The sequence below is a fragment of the Corallococcus sp. M7 genome (genome assembly GCF_054512695.1).
This window is the reverse complement of sequence record NZ_CM137252.1, coordinates 7,711,236-7,730,915: the sequence shown is the minus strand read 5'-3', so window position 1 is coordinate 7,730,915 and position 19,680 is coordinate 7,711,236. Positions and strand designations below refer to the sequence as shown.

Below are 19,680 nucleotides of genomic sequence, written 5' to 3'. Positions count from 1 at the left end.
GCACCCCGTGCGTTGACCGGGCGCCGCCTCCCCCCGCGAGCGCTTCCCCGAGGGCCTTTAGTGGGCTAAGGGGCGCGGCATGCCGTCCGACGCCGAAGCGTTCTTCACCGTCCTGGAAGAGCTGGTCGACCAGGCCCGTCATCGTCTGCACGCCTGGAAGGCCCAGCAGGAGGCGGTGCCGCCCGCGCCCGCCGCCGTCCTGAACCCGGAGCTCCCGCGCCCGCCCAGCGCCAAGACGGCCACCGCGCGTGTGGACCCGGCCACCCTGGTGAAGGCCTCGGACCTGGCCCCGTACATCGACCACACGCTGCTCAAGCCGGAGGCGCGCACGGAGGACATCGTGCGCGTGGCCGAGGAGGCCCGTCAGTACGGCTTCGCCACCGTGTGCGTGAACAGCTGCCACGTGGCCACCGCCGCGCGCGTGCTGGCCGGTTCGAACTCCGTGCCCATCGCCGTGGTGGGCTTCCCGCTGGGCGCCGCGCTGTCGTCCGCGAAGGCCTTCGAGGCGCGCGAGGCCATCCGCGCGGGCGCGCGGGAAATCGACATGGTGCTCAACCTGGGCGCGCTCAAGGCGCACGACTACCAGCGCGTGCACCAGGACATCGCCGAGGTGGTGCAGGCCAGCCACCCCATCCCCGTGAAGGTCATCCTGGAGACGGGCCACCTCACGGACGAGGAGAAGGTCGTCGCGTGCGCGCTGTCCAAGGCCGCGGGCGCCGCGTTCGTGAAGACGTCCACCGGCTTCGGGCCCGGCGGCGCCACGGTGAAGGACATCGAGCTGATGCGCGCGGTGGTGGGCGACGACGTGGGCGTGAAGGCCTCCGGCGGCGTGAGGTCCGCCGAGGACGCCGTGAAGCTCCTCCGCGCGGGCGCCAACCGCCTGGGCGCCTCCGCGTCCGTGGCCATCGTCACCGGGCAGATCTCCACCACGCAGTACTGAACCTTCTCCGGAGCCGCGCACCGTGACCCCGAAGCAGCGAGAGGACTTCCTCCAGCAGTTGCTCGCGCTCCACGCGGAGCTGACCGGCAAGGCCCCCCTGCGCATCGAGCCCAACCGCACCGACGAGGCGCGCGTGGGCGGCGACGAGGACGAGCAGCCCCTCAACGAGATGATGCAGACCATCGCCTCCAGCCGGAACCGCAACACCGACGGCACGCTGGCGCGCGTGGTGAAGGCCCTGGGCAAGCTGCGCGAGGACCCGGACTCCTTCGGCGAGTGCGAGGAGTGCGGCGACGAGATTCCCCTGGGGCGCTTGAAGGCGATGCCCTACGCGGAGTTCTGCGTCGCGTGCCAGAACAACAAGGACGGCCCCAAGGGGCCGGTGCGCCGCAAGCACCTCACCGACTACAAGGGCTAGAGAAGCCCCTTCTTCAACCACGAGGCAACGCGCGATGGACACGACCGGACTCAGGGAGCGGGCGGAGGCCTGGCGCAAGGCGGATCCGGATCCGGAGACCCAGGCGGAGCTGGCCAATGTGCTCGCGAAGCAGGACTGGGCGGACCTGGCGGACCGCTTCGCGCAGGACCTGGAGTTCGGCACCGCCGGCCTGCGCGGCGTGCTGGGCGCCGGCCCCAACCGCATGAACCGCGCCGTCGTGCGCCGCACCACCGCGGGCCTGGCGCGCTACCTCAAGGCCACGGTGCCGGACGTCACCACGCGCGGCGTGGTGGTGGGCCGTGACGCGCGCCGCTTGAGCAAGGAGCTGGCGGAGGACACCGCCGCCGTGTTCGTCGCGGAGGGCATCCCCGCGCACGTCTTCCCGGAGCCGGTGCCCACGCCCGTCACCGCGTTCGCCGTGCTGCACCTCAACGCCGCCGCCGCGGTGATGGTGACCGCCAGCCACAACCCGCCCGAGTACAACGGCTACAAGGTCTACTGGGGCAACGGCGCGCAAATCGTCCCGCCGCAGGACGTGGGCATCGCGGACGCTATCGCGAAGGTGGAGCCCGCCAACGAGGTGCCCCTGCTCACGCCCGCGCAAGGCCGCGCGAAGGGGCTGTGGCGCGACCTGCCGGAGGACGTGGGCACCGCGTACCTGCGCGCCATCCTGGACCTGCGCCTGTACCGCAAGGGCAGCGACACGCTGTCCATCGTCTACACCGCCATGCACGGCGTGGGTGGCGCGTGGGCGGCGCTCGCGCTCAAGGAGGCGGGCTTCCCGCGCGTGACGCCGGTGGCCGAGCAGCAGCAGCCCGACGGACGCTTCCCCACCGTGCGCTTCCCCAATCCCGAAGAGCCGGGCGCCATGGACCTGTCGCTCGCCACGGCGGAGCGCGTGAAGGCGGACCTGGTGCTCGCCAACGACCCGGACGCGGACCGGCTGGCGGTGATGGCGCGGGATGCCTCCGGGAAGCTGCGCCTGCTCACCGGCAATGAAGTCGGCGTGCTCCTGGGCCACTACGTCCTCACGCAGGGGACGAAGCGCGCGCGCCCGCACGTCGTCACCACCATCGTGTCCTCCACGCAGCTGGGCGAAATCGCGCGCGGGCTGGACGCCGCGTACGACGAGGTCCTCACCGGCTTCAAGTGGATCGCCAACCGCGCGCTGGAGCGCACGGCGAAGGAAGGCACCCAGTTCGTCTTCGGCTACGAGGAGGCGCTCGGCTACACCGTGGGCACCGCCACGCGCGACAAGGACGGCGTGGGCGCGGCGCTGGTGGTCGCGGACATGGCCGCGTGGTGCGAGGCGCGCGGCGTGACGGTGCTGGGCTATCTGGAAGAGATTCAGCGCCGCTTCGGCCTGCACGTGGGCGCCCAGCGCAACGTGACGCTCCCGGGCGCGGCCGGCGCGCAGACCATCCGCGCCATCATGCAGGCCTTCCGCGCGTCGCCGCCCGCGAACATCGGCGGGTTTCCAGTGACGGCCGTGCGCGACTACCAGAAGGGCGAGGGCGGCCTGCCTCCGTCCAACGTCGTCGCCTTCGCGCTGGAGGGCGGCGGCCGTGTCACCCTGCGCCCCTCCGGCACCGAGCCGAAGATCAAATACTACTTCGAGCACAAGGAGACGCCCGCCCCCGGCGAGCCGCTCCCCCAGGCCCGCCAGCGCGCCGAAGCGAAGCTGGCCGCCCTCATCGACACCTTCCTGGCGCTGGCCCGTGATCGAGGCCAGCCGGCCTGAGTCCTCAGTCCTGAGTCCTGAATCACCCTTCAACTACCCACCGGGTCGTGGCTCCCGTGCCGCGGCCCTTCGCTGAAAGGAACCTCGTGAAGCGCCTTATTCCTGGTTTCCTCCTGGCCGTGCTCCTGGCCGTCCCCGGCACCGCGATGGCTCGCGGTCAGGGCTGGTCCCTGCTGGCGGCGGACACCGTCGGCTCGGGCCGCAACATGTTCAGCGCGCAGATCGGCTTCCCGGGCCTGTCGCTGGGCCTGCTCCACGGTGGCTCGGACAACGTGGATATCGGCGGCAAGTTCAGCTTCAACTGGGGCCGCGAGGGCCTGGTGGACGCGTCCGACGCGGGCCTCAAGCTCCAGGGCTGGCTGCGCGTGATGATCGCCAAGACGGACAAGGTGGCCTTCGCCATCACGTTCCAGCCGGGTCCGTTCATCTACTTCCCCCGGGGGAACACGCTCTTCGGCATGTCGCTGCCGGTGGCGTTCGTGGTGGGCATCCCCGTGGGTAGCGCGCTGATGATCAACGCCGGCATCGACGTGCCGTTCAACGTCTACATCGGCGAGGGCATCGGGCCGGTCATCCCCATCCTCTTCGGAGGCGGCCTGGAGTACTTCGTGAACAACAACCTCAACGTGAACTTCAACCTGCGGCTGGGGCCCTCCATCGTCCCGCGCTTCGACGACAGCTACTTCACGATGGAAGCGCTGGCGGGCGTGGCCTACCGCTTCTAGCCGGCGTCACGCGGGCGGGGACGTGATTCCCCGCCCGTGTGGTGGCCTTCAGGCGGCTACCAGGACGACGTCTGCTCGGGCAGCTCCACCGTGAAGGTGCTGCCCAGGTTGACGCGGCTCTTCACGGTGAGCTTGCCGCCCATGCTCTCCACCAGGGTGCGCGCCACCGTGAGGCCCAGGCCCACGCTCTTCTCCGGGGCCTTGGTCGTGTAGTACGGCGAGAAGATGGCCTGCAGCTCGTCCTCGAAGATGCCGATGCCGGTGTCCTTCACGAAGATCTGCGGACCGAACTCCCCGAACATGTCCGGCAGCTCCACGCCCACCTGCACCACGCGCGGCCGGTCCTGCACGTCCTCCACGGCGTCCACCGCGTTGCAGACCAGCTCCGCCACCACCTGCTCCACCTGACGGCGGTTGAACACGACGGCGATGGGGTCCTCCGGCAGCACCGCGCGCACGTCCGCGCGGCCCAGGCGCCCGGAGGCACGCAGGCGGGACACCACCTCCGGCACCACCTCCCGCAGGTCGAAGCGCTGGATGTCCTTGGGGCCGGAGGGGCCCAGGGAAAGCAGGTGCTGGCCGTGCAGGCGCATCTGCTCGCCCGCCACGCCCAGCTTGAGCAGCTCCTCCGTGTCCGGCGGCAGCCCCTGGGCGGCGCGGGCGCGAACGTGCTCCAGCGCCCGCTGCAGGCCTACGCCCAACTGGTCCATCTGCGTGGCCAGGTCCGCGGCCAGCGTGCCCACGCGCGCCAGGCGCTCCATGCGCACCCAGCGCGTGCGCGGGTCCTGGAGCACTTCCTGGACGCCGCCATGCTCGCGGTGCGCCTTGAGCTCCAGCAGGGTGTGGACGCGCACCTTCAGCTCCAGCGGGTCCAGCGGTTCAGTCGTCAGCAAGTCGTCCACACCTGCCTCCAGCACCTCGCGGCGCGTCTGGCGGTCCGCGGAAGGCGTGAGCATGAGGATGGGGAACTGCGGCGGGGAGAGCTCCTCGCGAAGGCGCCGGTACGCGGCCAGGCCCACCGTGCGGGTCCGCTCCACGTCCAGCAGCACCAGGTCCGCGGAGTGGCGCGACACCGCCTCCAGCGCCGCGGTCGTCCCGCTCGCGGGCAGCACGTCGTAGCCCGCGGGCGTCAGGATGGAGCGCACCCGCTCCACGCCGCCGGATTCCACGTCGACCGCGATGACCCGCGGGCGCTGGGGTGACGTCGAGCCTGTTGCCGTCGTCTGCATGTTCATGCCACCCCACCCTGGAAACCGGATCGGCCAACGCCCGAGGGCGCTGTCCCGAAGCCGGGGGACCGCGTCCCGGAATCGCTCAGGCCTACATGCTGCGCCTGCTCGGTGTCCGTTCCGCAATCCGACATGGTCGCACTCCCATGCCAGCGGCATGCCGGACGTCCACCCAACGGCAGATCAGCCCACACTGGAAAGACCGAAAAGCGTGATCCAATAAGGTCAGGGGGTTGGCGGATCGCCGGAGAATGACCAGACGCATCAGGACAGGTGGCCGCTTCAGATTTGGCAGGTCGAACCTGACCAAAAGTGACTTCCGACCCGGGTCCTGAATTACCCGTTCCCTCTCAAAATGGTCAGCGGGATTCCTGCTCGAACGGAATCCCCAGCGCGCCGGGGGCGTGGCCCCGCTGGCCCTGGAGGGCGAGGACGAGGAGGGTCAACAGGTAGGGCAGGGCGAGCAGGAAGCCCTGGGGAACCAGGTCGAGGAGCCAGGGAGCGCTGGAGGCGAGGCCGATCCGCAGCGCGTTGCCGGCGGCGAAGAAGAGCGCCGCGGCGAAGGCACCCAGCGGCGTCCACCGGCCGAAGACCATGGCGGCCAGGGCCATGAAGCCCAGGCCGGAGGGCGTGTGCTGTTCGAAGCGGTCCAGGACGGTGGTGGACAGCACCGCGCCGCCCAGGCCCGCCATCATCCCGCCGCCCAGCACCGCGCCCCAGCGCAGGGCGGGCACGGACAGGCCCAGCGTGGCCACCGCGTGCGGCTTGTCACCCACGGCGCGCAGGCGCAGGCCCAGCGGCGTGCGCGACAGCAGCAGGTGGAAGAGGAAGGGCAGGGTGAGCGCCAGGTACGTGGGCGCCGCGTGGCCGGACAGCGCGCCCAGCAGCGGGACCTGGGACAGGCCCGGGATGTTCCAGCGCGACAACTGGGTGATGGAGGGCGTGCCGTTGGGGCCGAAGAATGACTCCAGCAGGTAGGTGCCGCCAGCCATGGCCACCAGGTTGAGGGCCATGCCGGAGACGACCTGATCCGACCGCCAGCGGATGCTGAGGAAGCCATGCACCGCGGCGATGCCCGCGCCCGCGGCCATGCCCACCCCCACCGCGAGCGGCGTGGGCATCACGAGCGCCGCCACGGCCGCGCAGAAGGCGCCGGTGCGCATCATGCCTTCCACGCCCACGCTCACCACGCCGGCGCGCTCGGAGAGCATGGCGCCCAGCGCGGCGAACACCAGGGCGGGGGCCGCGTCCAGGGTGGAGAAGAGGAGCGAGTGGAGCACCTCAAACACGGGGCACCTCCACTCCGGCCTGGGCCGGCCCCTGGGGCTGGGCCTGCACTCGCTTCTGTCGCCGCGCCAGCACGGCGAGCCACACCATGCGGCCCGCGACGAAGAGCAGCGCGAAGCCCTGGATGAGCTCCGGGAAGCTCTTGTGCACGCCGAGCAACTGCATGCGCGTGCCGCCCGCGCGCAGCACGCCGAAGACGGCCGCCGCCAGCGCCGCGCCCAGCGGGTGGTTGTTGCCGATGAGCGCGATGGCGATGCCGTCGAAGCCGTATGGGGCGCCCAGCGAGCCCGGATAGCGGCCCTCCGTGCCCAGCACCAGCACCGCGCCCGCCAGGCCCGCCATCGCGCCCGCGAGCGCCATGGCCCCGCCCGCGCGCCATAGGGTGGGGATGCCCGCCGCCCGGGCCGCTTCCGGGGTGAGGCCCACCGCGCGCGTCTCGTAGCCGGAGCGCGTGCGGGTCAGCCACATCCAGACGCCCAGCGCCGCGGCGATCGCCAGCGGAAAGCCCAGGTTGAGGCGCGAGGTGTCACCCAACAGCCGGGGCAGCTGCGCGGAGGGGAGGATCTCGGCGGTGCCGGTGATGGACGACGCGCCCTCCGCCACGGCGCGCAGCGGGCCGATGACGAGCCAGTTGTCCACCAGGCTCACCGCCACCCAGTTGAGCATGATGGTGGAAATCACTTCGTGCACGCCGCGCTTGAGCTTCAGCACGCCCGCGATGCTCGCCCACGCCGCGCCCGCCACCGCCGCGGCGAGGAGGGCCAGCGGGACGTGGAGCAGTCCGGGCAGCGACACGTGCGCGCCCACGAGCGCCGCGGCCAGCGCGCCCCAGATCATCTGTCCCTGCGCGCCGATGTTGAACAGGCCCACCTTGAAGGCCACCGCCACGGACAGGCCGGTGAGGGTGAGCAGCGCGGCCTTCATCGCGGCCTCGCCCAGCGGGCGCACCACGGCCGTGGTGCTGCCGCCGTCCAGGAACGCGGGCCAGTTGCCCACGCCGCCCCAGAGCATCTGGAGATAGGCGCGCGTGGCGGTGTCCGCGTCGCGCGTGATGGCGATGAGCAGCCAGCACACCGTGAGCGCCAGCAGCACGGAGAGCACCGACGGCAGCACCTGCCGCGTCCGCTCACCCATGGCTTGCCTCCGCGCCCAGCATGCGGCGGCCCAGCTCGCGCTCGTCCAGGTCCTTGCGCGGGAAGTGCCCCGTCACGCGGCCCTCGTAGAGGACGTAGACGCGGTCGGACAGGGCCAGTACCTCTTCCAGGTCCAGCGACACCATCACCACTCCCGCACCCCGCGCCTTCGCGTCGCGAAGGCGTTCATGCACCTGCGCCACCGCGCCGATGTCCAGCCCGCGCGTGGGCTGCACGACGACGAGCAGCTTCGGATCCGCGTCCAGCTCGCGCGCCACCACGACCTTCTGCTGGTTGCCGCCGGACAGCGCCTGGAGCGCCACCACCGGGTCGTTCGGGCGCACGTCGTAGCCGGTCAGCAGCTGGTTCGTGCGCTCGCGGCGGCCCTTGAAGTCCACCCACGGCCCGCGAGCGAATGGCGGCTGACGGTGCCGGCCCAGGGCCACGTTCTCCTCCACCGTCATCGCCTTCACCACCGCGCGAGCCAGGCGGTCCTCGGGGACGTGGCCCACGCCGCGCGCCTTCGCCAGCGCCGGGCTCAGCCCCGCGAGCGGACCGCCGAGCAGCGTGCCCTCGCCGCCATCCAGCTTGCGCAGGCCGGTGAGCACTTCGGCCAGCTCGCGCTGTCCGTTGCCGTCGACACCCGCGATGCCGACGATTTCGCCCGCGCGCACGGTGAGGCTCACGCCCTGGAGCGCCGGACGGCCATTGTCGCCCGTGGCCCGCAGGTCCTTCGCTTCGAGCACGACCGGGCCCGTCGAAGTCGTGTCCGCTTCAACGGGCGCGACAGGCCGCGTCTCCGTCGCTCCAGTGGTGCCGGTGCCCGACAGGGCGGTGGTCGCGACGGCCGTCGCGGGCACGCCGGTCATCGCGGCGCCCTTCGAACCTTCACCCACCATCAGCGCGGCCAGCGCGGAGACGGTGGTCTCGCTGGCGCGCACCTCCGCCACGGTGCGGCCCCGGCGCATCACCGCCACGCGGTCCGCGACGCCCAGCACCTCCTTCAGCTTGTGGCTGATCAGCACCACCGTGCGGCCCTGCGCCACCAGCCCGCGCATCACCTGCGACAGCTCGTCGGATTCCTGCGGCGTGAGCACGGCGGTGGGCTCGTCCAGGATGAGCACCTGCGCGCCCCGGTGTAGCGCCTTGACGATCTCGACCTTCTGCTGCGAGCCCACCGTGAGCGTGTCCACGCGGGCCCGTGGGTCCAACTGGAAGCCGAAGCGCTTCGCCGTGGCCGCCACCTCTTCACAGGCGCGGTCCAGGTCCAGCAGGCCGCGCTTCGTGGGCTCGCGGCCCAGCACCACGTTCTCTGCCACCGTCAGCGTGGGCACCAACATGAAGTGCTGGTGCACCATGCCGATGCCCTTCGCGATGGCGTCGCGCGGGCTCTTGAACCGCACCGGCTTGCCGTCCATCAGGAACGTGCCCGCGTCCGGGTGGTAGAGCCCGTAGAGCACGTTCATCAGGCTGGACTTGCCCGCGCCGTTCTCGCCCACCACGGCGAGCAGTTCCCCCGGGACGATGTCCAGCGACGCGTCCTCCAGGGACACGCACGACCCGAAGCGCTTCGCGATGTGCTGGAGGGAGATCAGGGCTGCGCGACCTGGAAGGAGGACAGCTCCGCCGGCGTGCCCGGAACGACAATCTTCCCGGCCAGCACCTGCTGCCGCAGCGTCTCCACCTTCTGGAGCGCCTCCGCCTTGCCCGGGAACTCCACGCGCACGTCCGCCATGCCCACGCCGTTCTCCTTGAGGCCCAGCACCTGCTCACCCGCCGTGAGCTTGCCGTCCACCAGGTCCTTCGCCGCCTGATACACGGCCAGGTCGCTGTGCTTCACCATGGACGTGAGGATGGCGTCCGGCGCCAGGTGCGACTGATCCGAATCCACGCCGATGGCGAACACCGTCTTGCCCGCCGCGCGCGCCTCCTTCACCGCCTGGATGACGCCCAGGCCGTCCGTGCCCGCCGCGTGGAAGATGACGTCCGCGCCCTTGGCGATGAGGTCCTGCGCCACTTCCTTGCCCGCGGACACGCTGTTGAAGCTGCCCGTGTACACGGCCATCAGCGCGTCCGCCGCCTTCGCGTTCGTGGTGCGCACGCCCGCGCGGTAGCCCACGTCGAAGCGCTTGATGAGGGGCACTTCAATGCCGCCCACGAAGCCCACCTTGTTCGTCTTCGTGACGAGCCCCGCCAGCGCGCCCACCAGGAAGCTGCCCTCCTGCTCCTTGAAGAGCACCGTGCGCACGTTGGGCAGCGACTTGGGCTTGCCCTGCGCGTCCAGGAGCTGGCTGTCGATGAGCAGGAACCTGGCCTCCGGGTTTTCGGTCGCCACGTCGCGCACCGCGTTGGCCAGCAGGTACCCGTTGCCGATGGTCAGCTTCGCGCCCTGTTCCACGAGCAGCTGGAGGTTGGGGGCGTAGTCCTCCTGCGCCTTGCTCTGGAGCACCAGCGGCTGGATCGGCAGGGGCTTCACTTCCGGTGCGAGCGCCGCGAGGTCGGAGGAGATGGACTGACGCACTTCGCCAGCGGGGGCGTCCACGTACTTGCCGCCCTCGTACTTCTTGCCGGCGGCCCACAGCTCCAGGCCGCGCAGGGACGCGTCGTTGAACGAGTGGTCACCCCGGCCGCCCACGTCGATGACAAGCCCCACGACCACGGGTTTTCCCTCGGAGGGCTTCGTGGCGGTGGAAGTCTGGGAGGGGGCCTTGGGGGCGTCCTCGGACTTCTTGGAACAGGCGCACAGGAGCGCGGCCAGGGCGAGCACGTGGAGTCGACGGAGCATCATGGGGCTGGCTATCTACCAGATGCGGCCAGGGCTTTCCTTCTGCTATGGCCTTGCCCCGTGCAACCCTACGAGCTCATCAAGGCCAAGCGCGATGGCGGCAAGCTGGACCCGTCCGACATCCAGGCGTTCATCCAGGCGTACACCGCCGGCACCGTGGCCGACTACCAGATGGCCGCCATGTGCATGGCCATCTTCTTCAAGGGGCTGGACTCCCAGGAGCTGGGGGCGTGGGCCCGCGCCATGCTCCACTCCGGTGAGGTCCTGGACCTCTCCGACACGCCGGCCATCAAGGTGGACAAGCACTCCACCGGCGGCGTGGGCGACAAGGTGTCCCTGAGCCTCGCCCCCCTGGCGGCGGCCTGCGGCGTGCCCGTGCCCATGATTTCGGGCCGGGGCCTGGGCCACACCGGCGGCACCCTGGACAAGCTGGAGTCCATCCCCGGCTTCAACGTGAACCTGTCCACCGCGGACTACCGCCGGCTGGTGCGCGAGGTGGGGTGCTGCCTCATCGGCCAGACGGCCCAGGTGGCCCCGGCCGACAAGAAGCTCTACGCGCTGCGCGACGTGACGGCGACGGTGGACTGCATCCCGCTCATCGCGTCGTCCATCATGAGCAAGAAGCTGGCGGAGGGCATCGACGCGCTGGTGCTCGACGTGAAGGTGGGCAGCGGCGCCTTCATGAAGACGGCGGACGACGCGCGCGTGCTGGCCCGCACCATGATTGGCCTGGGCGCGGAGATGAACCGCAAGGTCGTGGCCCTGCTCACGGACATGGATCAGCCCCTGGGCCGCCAGGTAGGCAACGCCCTGGAGGTCCGCGAGGCCGTGGACATGCTCCGCGGTGAAGCGCCCGACGACTACACCGAGATCACCTACGCCCTGACGGCGGAGATGCTGGTGCTGGGCAAGAAGGCCGCCACCGTGGAGGAGGCGCGCGGGATGCTGCGCCGCTCCGTGGAGGACGGCAGCGCCATCAAGAAGCTCAAGGAGATCGTCCAGTCGCAGGGCGGCGACCCGCGCTCCATCGACGACTACTCGCTGCTGCCCACGGCGAAGGCCACGACGGACGTGGTGGCGCCGAAGGACGGCTTCGTCACCGGCATCCACACGGAGGGCGTGGGGCTGGCGGCGGTGGCGCTGGGCGCGGGCCGGCAGCGGGTGGACAGCCGCATCGACCCGGCCGTGGGCTTCACGCTGCTCAAGAAGGTGGGCGACGCGGTGAAGCAGGGCGAGCCCCTGGTGCAGGTGCACTACAACGACGCTGGCCCCGTGGAGGACGTGAAGGCGCGCCTGCTCGCGGCCTACCGGTTCGGCGACCGGGCGCCCGCGGCCCGCCCGCTGGTGCTGGAGCGGCTGGAGTAGTTACCCAAAGCCCCATGGCCCCCACGTTCCGCGACCTGCTGTCGGAAGTGAAGAAGGAGATCCGCGAGGTCTCCCACGAGCACGTCCACGCGCTGCTGGGCTCGGGCTCGAAGGTGAAGCTCGTGGACGTGCGCGAGGCCGACGAATACGCCGGCGGGCGGCTCCCCGGCGCGGTGCACATCCCGCGCGGGTACCTGGAGCTGCGCATCGAGGAGAAGGCGGACCGCGACGAGGAGCTGGTCCTCTACTGCGCGGGCGGCACCCGGAGCGCGCTCGCGGCCCGCACGCTGCGGGAGATGGGCTACACGCGCGTGTCCTCGCTCGCGGGCGGCTACAACCGCTGGAGCGACGCGGCCCTTCCGGTGGAGAAGCCCGTCGTCCTCTCCGCCGAGCAGAAGGAGCGCTACCGCCGCCACCTCATCCTCCCGGAGGTGGGGGAGGAGGGGCAGGCGAAGCTGCTCAAGTCCAAGGTGCTGCTGCTGGGCGCGGGCGGGCTGGGCTCACCGGCGGCGCTGTACCTGGCGGCGGCGGGCGTGGGCACGCTGGGCGTGGTGGACGCGGACGTGGTGGACCTGAGCAACCTCCAGCGCCAGGTGCTGCACACCCTGGAGCGCCGGGGGCAGCCCAAGGTCCAGAGCGCGAAGGCCGCCCTGGAGGCCCTCAACCCGGACGTGAAGGTGGTGCCGTTCCAGGAGCGGCTCACCACCGCCAACGTGGAGCGCATCCTCGCGGACTTCGACCTGGTGCTGGACGGCGGGGACAACTTCCCCACGCGCTACCTGCTCAACGACGCGTGCGTGCTGATGGGCAAGCCCAACATCCACGGCTCCGTGTTCCGCTTCGAGGGGCAGGTGACGACCTTCCTGCCCGGCCAGGGGCCCTGCTACCGCTGCCTGTACCCCTCGCCGCCCCCGCCGGAGCTGGCGCCTTCGTGCGCGGAAGCCGGAGTGCTGGGCGTGCTGCCCGGGCTCATCGGGATGCTCCAGGCCACGGAGGCCCTGAAGCTGCTGCTCGGGGTGGGGGAGTCCCTGGTGGGGCGGCTCGTCACCTTCGACGCGCTGGGCACGCGCTTCCAGGAGCTCAAGCTGCGCCGGGACCCGGAGTGCCCGGTGTGCGCGCCGGGAGCGAAGGTGGAGCTCATCGATTACGAGCAGTTCTGCGCCGCCGGAGCTTGAGTGGGAGCCTGATCGTCCCGAGGGGATGCATTTTCAGGAGCAACGGAGCGGACGGGCCCGCGTATGATGCGCCGACCTGGACCCGGGGCGGTGGTGGAACGCGACCCGGGTCGGATACGAGAGCAGCAGCGGCAGGGAGACGACGGCGATGTCCGAGCAGAACGAGAACCAGGACTCCAGGACGGGAGAGGACCGGCGTGACTCGCCGCGTGTCCCCATGCGCCTGAAGGTCGGCTGGGATGGGGCGGATGGCTTCCTGGAGCGCGCGGGGGACCTGTCCCTGGGCGGCGTGGGCTGGGTGGGCGAGGCCCTGGAAGAGGGCAAGGACGTGATGGTGCGCTTCACGCTGCCCTCGGCCCCCGAAGAGGCCGTGGTGAGGGGCAAGGTGCTGGCCCCCAAGCCTGGCGCGGCGGGCCTGGTGGTGCGGGTGAAGTTCGTGGACCTGCCGGTGGAGCTGGAGCTGGCCATCGCCCGGCACCTGGACGACCAGCTCAAGGGCGGGGCCTGAAGGCAGGCTCCGGGTTTCAGGCGGGACGGTGGCCCATCCAGGGCCCTTCGTCCCGCGAAGGAGGGCGGCATGGCGGAGGAGATTCCCTGGGAGCGGCTGTTCGAGGAGGCCCTTCGGGTGCGCCAGCGCGCGCACGTGCCGTACTCGAAGTTCCCCGTGGGGGCCGCCGTGCTGTACGCGGACGGCTCCATCGTGGCCGGCTGCAACGTAGAGAACGCCACCTATGGCCTCACCGTCTGCGCGGAGCGCAACGCGTTCGTCGCGGGCGTGGCGCAGGGCCGCGAGAAGCCGGTGGCCGTGGCCGTCGTCGTGGACACCCCGGAGCCCTGTCCCCCGTGCGGCATGTGCCGCCAGGTGATGGCGGAGTTCGCCGGGCCTGACCTTCCGGTGCGAAGCCGCACCCTCAACGGGCAGGAGGCGCGCTACCCGCTCAGCGAGCTGCTTCCGCACGCCTTCACCCGTTCCTTCCTCTAGGACTCCCCTCACGTGGACTTGCTTCTCACTGGCGCCACCGTCGTCACCATGAACCGCGACCGCGAGGTGCTGCCTCGCGCGGACGTGCTCGTGCAGGACGGGCGCATCGCCAAGGTGGGCCGGGGCCTGAAGGTGAAGGGCGCCCGCCGCGTCCTGGACCTCACCGGGCAGGTGGTGATGCCCGGCCTCATCCACGGCCACCTGCACGCCTGCCAGACGCTGTTCCGCGGCCACGCGGACAAGCGTGAGCTGCTGGACTGGCTGAAGGAGCGCATCTGGCCCATGGAGGCGGCGCACGACGCGGCGTCCCTGCGCGCCAGCGCGGACCTCACCTTCGCGGAGCTCATCCGCTCCGGCTCCACGGCGGCGCTCGACATGGGCACCGTGCACCACTACGACTCTGTCTTCGAGTCCGCGCGCGACAGCGGCTTCCGGCTCGTCGGCGGCAAGGCGATGATGGACTCCGGCGCGGAGGTGCCCGCCGGCCTGCGTGAGACGACGGCGGACTCCCTGTCGGAGAGCCTGGCGCTGATGGAGCGCTGGCACGGCACGCACGACAACCGCCTGCGCTACGCGTTCGCGCCGCGCTTCGCCCTGTCCTGCTCGCCGGAGCTCTTGCGCGAGGTGGGCCGGCTGTCGCGGGAGAAGGGCGTGCGCATCCACTCGCACGCCAGCGAGAACCGCACGGAGACGGACGTGGTCCGCCAGGTGACGGGCCAGGACAACATCGCCTTCTTCCACGGGCTGGGGCTCACGGGCCCCCAGGTCACGCTGGCCCACTGCGTGTGGGTGGAGGGCGAGGAGCAGCGCCTCTTGCGTGAGTCCGGCACGGTGGTGTGCCACTGCCCGGGCTCCAACCTGAAGCTCGCGTCGGGCTACGCGCGCATCCCGGAGCTCTTGAAGGACGGCATCCCGGTGTCGCTGGGGGCGGACGGCGCCCCGTGCAACAACACGTTGGATTTGTTCCACGAGATGCGGCTCGCGTCCGTGCTGCACAACCCGCGCGTGGGCCCGGTGGCGATGACGCCCATGCACGTCCTGGAGATGGCCACGCTGCACGGCGCGCGCGCCCTGGGCCTGGAGGACGAGGTGGGCTCCGTGGAGGCCGGCAAGCGCGCGGACCTCACCGTGGTGGACACGCGCGGCTTCCACTTCTGCCCGCTGCCGGATGACGTCACCGGGCCGCTGGTGTACTCGGCGCGCTCCACGGACGTGTCGCACGTGCTCATCGACGGCAAGCTGGTGCTGCGCGAGGGCGAGCTGACCACGCTGGACGCGAACGCGGTGCTGGCCAACGCCCGCACGCAGGCGACGAAGCTCTTCGCCCGCGCGAAGCTGAAGGCGTCCTAGCGGCGCTGCTGGGCGGCCGACGGGTCCACGGACGGCTGCGAGGCCGGCTTCACGCGGGGCAGGCGCAGCACGAAGGACGTGGCCCAGCCCTCCGCGTCCTCCACCGCCAGCCGCCCGCCGTGGGCCTCCGCCGCCAGCCGGGAGAAGTACAGCCCCAGGCCGTAGCCCCGGCGGCCCTCCTTCTCGCGGTGGCCCTGCATGTACTTGTCGAAGAGGGACTCGCGCGCCTCCGGCGGAATGGCGATGCCGTCGTTGCGCACCGCCAGCCACTGGAAGCCCTCCGCCTCACCCGCCTCCAGGCGCACGCGCCCGCCGGACGGGGCGTAGCGGAGCGCGTTGGTGGCCAGGTTCTCCACCACGCGGATGAGCAGGCCCGCGTCGCCCACCAACTGGAAGCCCGGCGGACACGACAGCTCCAGCTTGATCTTCCGCAGCCGGGCCGCGCCATCCAGCGAGCGGCGCACCTCGTCGAAGAGGGGCGCCACCGGGAAGGGCTGCTTGCGCGGGGACAGCCGGCCCTGCTCCAGCCGGGGCACGTCCAGCAGGTCGGAGATCATCCGGTCCAGGCGCGCGGTGACGGCCAGGCCCGTGCGCACGGACTCCACCATCGGCGTGCCGATGGGCAGCTCCTGCTCCATCCACGACAGCGACAGCGTCACGGCGGACAAGGGCGAGCGCAGGTCGTGCACCAGGAACTGCATCAGCTGCTCCTGGTGGGCCTGGAGCGCCTCCAGCTGGGCGTTGCGCGCGTGGGCCTCCGCCAGCATCCGCTCGATGGTGCGGTGGGCGTCCTCCACGTCGTGGGTGCGGCGGGCCTCCAACTGCCGGGACACCTCCGCGTGCGACAGGTCCATGGCCAGGTGCCGCAGCCGCCCGGTGCCGTAGTGGCTCACCGCCGCCACCAGCACCAGCGTCACCGCCGCCACGGCCATGGCGCCCGGGCCCACGCCCGCCTGGTGCATGAGGACGGCCTGGGACAGCGACGCCAGGCCCGCCGTGCCGTAGACGAGCCAGGGCATCAGCTCCAGGCCGGACAGCGCCACCACCAGCGCGAACAGCCCCAGGCTGAAGCCCGCCACGCCCGCGGGGAAGGGCGACACCGGCAGGGCCAACTGCTGGAGGCCGAACACCAGCCCCACGTCCACCAGCGACTGCACGACACCCAACTGCTTCGTCAGGGGCCTGGAGCGCAGCGCGAACAGCAGCGCCACCACGCCGCCGTAGCAGAGCAGCAGGGGCGGGTAGTGGGCCCAGTCCCGGGCGCCCGTCAGCCACAGCCCCAGGCTGACGGCGAAGAACACCACCGTGCCCACCAGCCGGACCGCCGCACCCGCGCCGAGGACGCGCCGGCGCTGGGCGGCCACCACCCGCGCGAGCTCGTCTTCAAAGGCAACGGGAGGGGTTGGGTCCATGCGACACACTTGTTTTCCCCGCTTCCTCCCCACCCGGCAAGTTCATGGCCGCGGCGTCTTTCGCGACCCCGGGTAGGCCCTTTAAGGGACAGGGAGTGGCTGGCGGTGGCCGGCCGGTGGCCCTGGACCCGGCCGGGCTGGCGGGCGGTGGCCGGGCGGCGGCTGTCCTGGGGGCAATCATCCGCTCCGGGCGGGCGTAGTCACGGTGACACGCGCCTTGCGGCTGGATGCTTGTGGGCGGCGGAGTTCGTGTAAGGTGACTGGGATTACGCACAGGCGGAGGTGAGAGCCGACATGTGGCAGCGATTCAAAAGAGCGATGCGGAGCTTCGCGGGCTTCTTCGTCTCCTCCATTGAGGATCCGGAGCTGATTCTCGAGCAGAACATCCGTGACCTGAATGATCAGGTCCCCAAGATGAATGAGTCCATCGCCATGGTCCGGGCGAATGTGACCCTGCTGGAGAAGGAGAACCAGAAGTACCAGCAGGACGTGCGGGAGCTGACCGCCAAGGTGAAGGCCGCCATCCAGGCGGGCCGTGACGACCTGGCCGGCACCTACGCGACCAAGCTGCAGGCGGAGCGGGAGGCGCTCGGCCGCAACGAGCAGCAGCTGGAGATCGCCAAGCAGGCCTACGAGAAGGCGCTGAACGTCAAGAAGGCGTTCATGCGTGAGAAGGACAAGAAGACCCACGAGGCGATGAACGCCATCCGGGACGCGCGCCGCGCCAAGTGGCAGGCGAAGGTCGCGGACACGATGGAGTCCTTCACCGTCGCGGGCGTGGACTCCACGCACGACGAGATGCTGCGCAAGGTGCAGGAGAAGACGGCCATCAACGAGGCGCGCATGCAGATGGCGCTCGACACGGTGGACCACCAGGGCGCGCTCATCGAGGAAGAGGCCGAGAAGCTCCAGGCCAACGAGCTCGTGAAGCAGATGAAGATGGAGATGGGCCTGCTGGACAGCCCCGCGCCGGTGTCGGACGTGGGCGCGGGTCCGGAAAAGACCATCGGCAAGAAGGTGGAGATCAAGTAGGTCTCCTCCCCATGAAAGGGGCCGGCGCACACGGATGAAGCTTCACCGCGGACCCGGCCTCTTTCTCTTCCTCGCGCTCTGTGTCCTGGGCGCGGGGTACGTGTTCGCCTCGCGGGCGGGTTATCTCGACCGCCTGCAGGCGCGCTTCTTCCCCTCCACCCGTGAAGCGGTGCGGCTGTCCCCGGGCGACTTCCCGGCGGGCGTCGCGGCTCCGGTGGCGGACGTGGCGTCGGTGCCGCTCCGGCCCGTGCTCATCGGCTTCACCCCGCGTGGCTCCGCCTCCGCGCTGCTCGTGGCCACCGGTGGCGCCACCACCCTGGACAACCCCGCCACGCCCCCGGGCGCCGCGCAGGGGCTGCTCAAGACGGCCTACGCCCTGGACGCCCGCGCGGTGCTCTTCGCCCGCGAGGAGGAGCTGAAGCAGGCCCTGTCCGTGGGCGCGGAGAACGGCGGCGTGGACATGGCGGCCCTGTCGGTGGACCGGCTCGCGTCGTGGGCGCCGACCCTGAGGGACGCGGCGCCTCGCACGGTGCTGCTCGTGGGGCGCAGCCGGGGCCAGGAGGCCATGGCGGCGGTGGGCGTGCCGGACCTGGCCAGCCTGCGCGGCAAGCGGGTGGGCGTGTATCCGGGCGGCTCGTCGCACTACTTCGCCCTGTGGGTGCTGGCGCGGGCGGGGCTTCGCACTTCCGACGTTCGCTGGGTGGACCTGCCCTCCACGCTGGATGCCGGCCGGGCGCTCCGGGAGGGGCGGGCGGACGTGGTGGTGGGGCTCTGGGGCGACGTGGAGCTGGCGGCGCGGGACCGGGGCGGCAAGGTGCTGGCCACCACGGCGGACGCCCCGCACCTGCTGGCCACGGTACTGGTGGCCCGGGGCGACTTCGCGGCGCGCTACCCGGACGCGGTGCGGCGGGTGCTGCGGGGGCTGTTGGACGCGGGGCAGGGCGTGCTCAAGGACCCTGCCGCCGGGGCGCGGCTGCTGGGCGAGGTGGCGCCCTACCTGGGCGACCCCACGGAGGCCATCCGCAGCGCTCCGCCCGCGACACTGGCGGACAATCGGGCCTTCTTCGGACTTTCCGGCGAGGCGCCGGTTACCTATGACGAGCTCTTCCAGAGCGCCGCGGCGCTCTTCCAGAAGCTCAAGCGCGGGAATGCGCCCCCACCGGCGGAGGACACGCGGGATTTGGGCGCGCTGAAGTACGTCTCCGAGGCGCGGGGGCCCTGAAGCGGGCCGGAAGAGGGAAGGGGAGTCGGACGTGGCGAAGACACCGAACTACATCAAGGCCGCGTTCCTCCTGCCGGCCAACCTGGTGGGCCTGACGACGGCGGCCATGTCCAGCGCCGTGACGCAGGAGCCGCTGCCCATGATGGTGGCGCTGGGCGTGGAGGGCGTCTACCTGGCCGTCCTGTCGTCCATGAAGCGCTTCCAGCGCGCCGTGCGGGCCCAGCAGCCGGACAACCCGGAGGCCGCGCGCGCGGCGGTGGACGCGCTGCTCGCGGACCTGGCCCCGTCGCAGCGCGACCACTACCAGCAGCTGGTGGGGCTGAAGGAGAAGATCCTGGCCAACTACCGCAAGCTGCCCGGCGGGCGCGTGCTGGTGGCGGACAGCGAGCCCAAGCTGGACGCGCTGCTCACGTCCTTCCTGCGGCTCATCTCCGCGCTCAACCAGTACCGCACCTATCTCAACGGGTCCGACCGGGAGCACCTCACCTCCGAGGTGGCGGCGCTGGAGGCGGAGGTCGCGGGCGAAGCCAACCCGCGCCTCAAGGACGTGAAGGGCAAGCGCGTGGAGATTTTGCGCAAGCGCCTGATGCGCTTCGAGCAGGCGGGCGAGAGCCGCGAGGTGGTGAGCCACCAGCTGGCCGGCATCGAGGACTTGATGCGCCTGACGCACGAGCAGTCCATCGCCATCCGCGACCCGGAGAGCGTCAACCGGCAGCTGGACGTGCTCTCCGCGGAGACGGAGGCCACGGACGAGACGGTGCGCCAGATGGAGCGCTTCCTCGACTTCACCGAGGAGACCTCCGCGCCCCTGCCGCATGGCGGCACCCGAGTGCGGTAGTCCAGGCACGGGCCCGGACGGGCAC

At 71.3% G+C, this 19,680-nt stretch carries 18 protein-coding genes; 12 read left to right on the top strand and 6 right to left on the bottom strand.

Translation table 11 applies throughout. The features are described 5' to 3' along the window. The first annotated feature begins 79 nt into the window (after nt 1-79). The 4 genes from deoC to ACX114_RS30925 all read left to right on the top strand — a co-directional run bounded on the left by deoC (nt 80) and on the right by ACX114_RS30925 (nt 3,845). Complete coding sequence (deoC, locus tag ACX114_RS30940; RefSeq protein WP_459290478.1) at nt 80-940, top strand: deoxyribose-phosphate aldolase; 861 nt, start codon at nt 80-82, stop codon at nt 938-940. Nucleotides 941-962: 22 nt separating this feature from the next. Further along, nucleotides 963-1,358 carry a TraR/DksA family transcriptional regulator gene (locus ACX114_RS30935; RefSeq protein WP_459290476.1) on the top strand — a complete coding sequence of 132 codons (396 nt, stop codon included), beginning with the start codon at nt 963-965 and terminating at the stop codon, nt 1,356-1,358. A 34-nt stretch (nt 1,359-1,392) separates the two neighbouring features. Further along, nucleotides 1,393-3,120, top strand: a complete 1,728-nt coding sequence (locus ACX114_RS30930; protein WP_459290474.1) for a phospho-sugar mutase — start codon at nt 1,393-1,395, stop codon at nt 3,118-3,120. Between the two features lie 86 nt (nt 3,121-3,206). Then, nucleotides 3,207-3,845: a hypothetical protein gene (locus ACX114_RS30925; RefSeq protein ID WP_459290472.1), complete on the top strand. Its 639-nt coding sequence runs from the start codon at nt 3,207-3,209 to the stop codon at nt 3,843-3,845. 56 nt (nt 3,846-3,901) lie between these two features. Here ACX114_RS30925 and ACX114_RS30920 read toward each other — a convergent pair whose 3' ends face one another. The 5 genes from ACX114_RS30920 to ACX114_RS30900 all read right to left on the bottom strand — a co-directional run bounded on the left by ACX114_RS30920 (nt 3,902) and on the right by ACX114_RS30900 (nt 10,279). Next, on the bottom strand, nt 3,902-5,080 hold the full coding sequence (locus ACX114_RS30920; protein WP_459290470.1) for a sensor histidine kinase: 1,179 nt from the start codon (nt 5,078-5,080) through the stop codon (nt 3,902-3,904). A 353-nt stretch (nt 5,081-5,433) separates the two neighbouring features. Next, nucleotides 5,434-6,363: an ABC transporter permease gene (locus ACX114_RS30915; RefSeq protein ID WP_459290468.1), complete on the bottom strand. Its 930-nt coding sequence runs from the start codon at nt 6,361-6,363 to the stop codon at nt 5,434-5,436. Beyond that, nucleotides 6,356-7,495 (bottom strand): ABC transporter permease, encoded by a 1,140-nt coding sequence (locus ACX114_RS30910; RefSeq protein WP_459290466.1) that lies wholly within the window; start codon nt 7,493-7,495, stop codon nt 6,356-6,358. Before ACX114_RS30910 ends, ACX114_RS30915 begins: the two co-directional genes overlap by 8 nt. Beyond that, entirely contained in the window at nt 7,488-9,047 is a 1,560-nt protein-coding gene (locus tag ACX114_RS30905) for an ABC transporter ATP-binding protein (protein ID WP_459290464.1), read from the bottom strand. Before ACX114_RS30905 ends, ACX114_RS30910 begins: the two co-directional genes overlap by 8 nt. A gap of 38 nt (nt 9,048-9,085) precedes the next feature. Beyond that, nucleotides 9,086-10,279 carry a BMP family lipoprotein gene (locus ACX114_RS30900; RefSeq protein WP_459300328.1) on the bottom strand — a complete coding sequence of 398 codons (1,194 nt, stop codon included), beginning with the start codon at nt 10,277-10,279 and terminating at the stop codon, nt 9,086-9,088. 60 nt (nt 10,280-10,339) lie between these two features. On the opposite strand from ACX114_RS30900, the gene ACX114_RS30895 reads away from it, so the two are divergent. The 5 genes from ACX114_RS30895 to ACX114_RS30875 all read left to right on the top strand — a co-directional run bounded on the left by ACX114_RS30895 (nt 10,340) and on the right by ACX114_RS30875 (nt 15,151). Further along, a complete protein-coding gene (locus tag ACX114_RS30895) occupies nt 10,340-11,644 on the top strand; it encodes a thymidine phosphorylase (RefSeq protein ID WP_459290462.1) in 1,305 nt (434 codons plus the stop codon). A 14-nt stretch (nt 11,645-11,658) separates the two neighbouring features. Continuing rightward, on the top strand, nt 11,659-12,819 hold the full coding sequence (moeB, locus tag ACX114_RS30890; protein ID WP_459290460.1) for a molybdopterin-synthase adenylyltransferase MoeB: 1,161 nt from the start codon (nt 11,659-11,661) through the stop codon (nt 12,817-12,819). Nucleotides 12,820-12,967: 148 nt separating this feature from the next. Next, a complete protein-coding gene (locus ACX114_RS30885) occupies nt 12,968-13,327 on the top strand; it encodes a PilZ domain-containing protein (protein WP_459290458.1) in 360 nt (119 codons plus the stop codon). A 69-nt stretch (nt 13,328-13,396) separates the two neighbouring features. Then, entirely contained in the window at nt 13,397-13,801 is a 405-nt protein-coding gene (locus ACX114_RS30880; RefSeq protein ID WP_120528060.1) for a cytidine deaminase, read from the top strand. Between the two features lie 12 nt (nt 13,802-13,813). Continuing rightward, complete coding sequence (locus tag ACX114_RS30875) at nt 13,814-15,151, top strand: 5'-deoxyadenosine deaminase (RefSeq protein ID WP_206790125.1); 1,338 nt, start codon at nt 13,814-13,816, stop codon at nt 15,149-15,151. Here the strand turns inward: ACX114_RS30875 and ACX114_RS30870 are convergent. Continuing rightward, entirely contained in the window at nt 15,148-16,563 is a 1,416-nt protein-coding gene (locus ACX114_RS30870) for a sensor histidine kinase (RefSeq protein ID WP_459290456.1), read from the bottom strand. The genes ACX114_RS30875 and ACX114_RS30870 overlap by 4 nt on opposite strands. A gap of 294 nt (nt 16,564-16,857) precedes the next feature. Between ACX114_RS30870 and ACX114_RS30865 the strand changes: the two genes are divergently transcribed. Genes ACX114_RS30865 through ACX114_RS30855 form a run of 3 tightly spaced genes read left to right on the top strand, consistent with a single transcriptional unit; the run spans nt 16,858 to nt 19,655 of the window. Beyond that, nucleotides 16,858-17,595, top strand: coding sequence for a PspA/IM30 family protein (locus tag ACX114_RS30865; protein ID WP_459290454.1), 738 nt, complete (start codon nt 16,858-16,860; stop codon nt 17,593-17,595). Nucleotides 17,596-17,629: 34 nt separating this feature from the next. After that, on the top strand, nt 17,630-18,817 hold the full coding sequence (locus ACX114_RS30860; protein ID WP_206790147.1) for an ABC transporter substrate-binding protein: 1,188 nt from the start codon (nt 17,630-17,632) through the stop codon (nt 18,815-18,817). Between the two features lie 31 nt (nt 18,818-18,848). Beyond that, entirely contained in the window at nt 18,849-19,655 is an 807-nt protein-coding gene (locus ACX114_RS30855) for a hypothetical protein (protein ID WP_459290452.1), read from the top strand. Nucleotides 19,656-19,680: the final 25 nt, after the last annotated feature.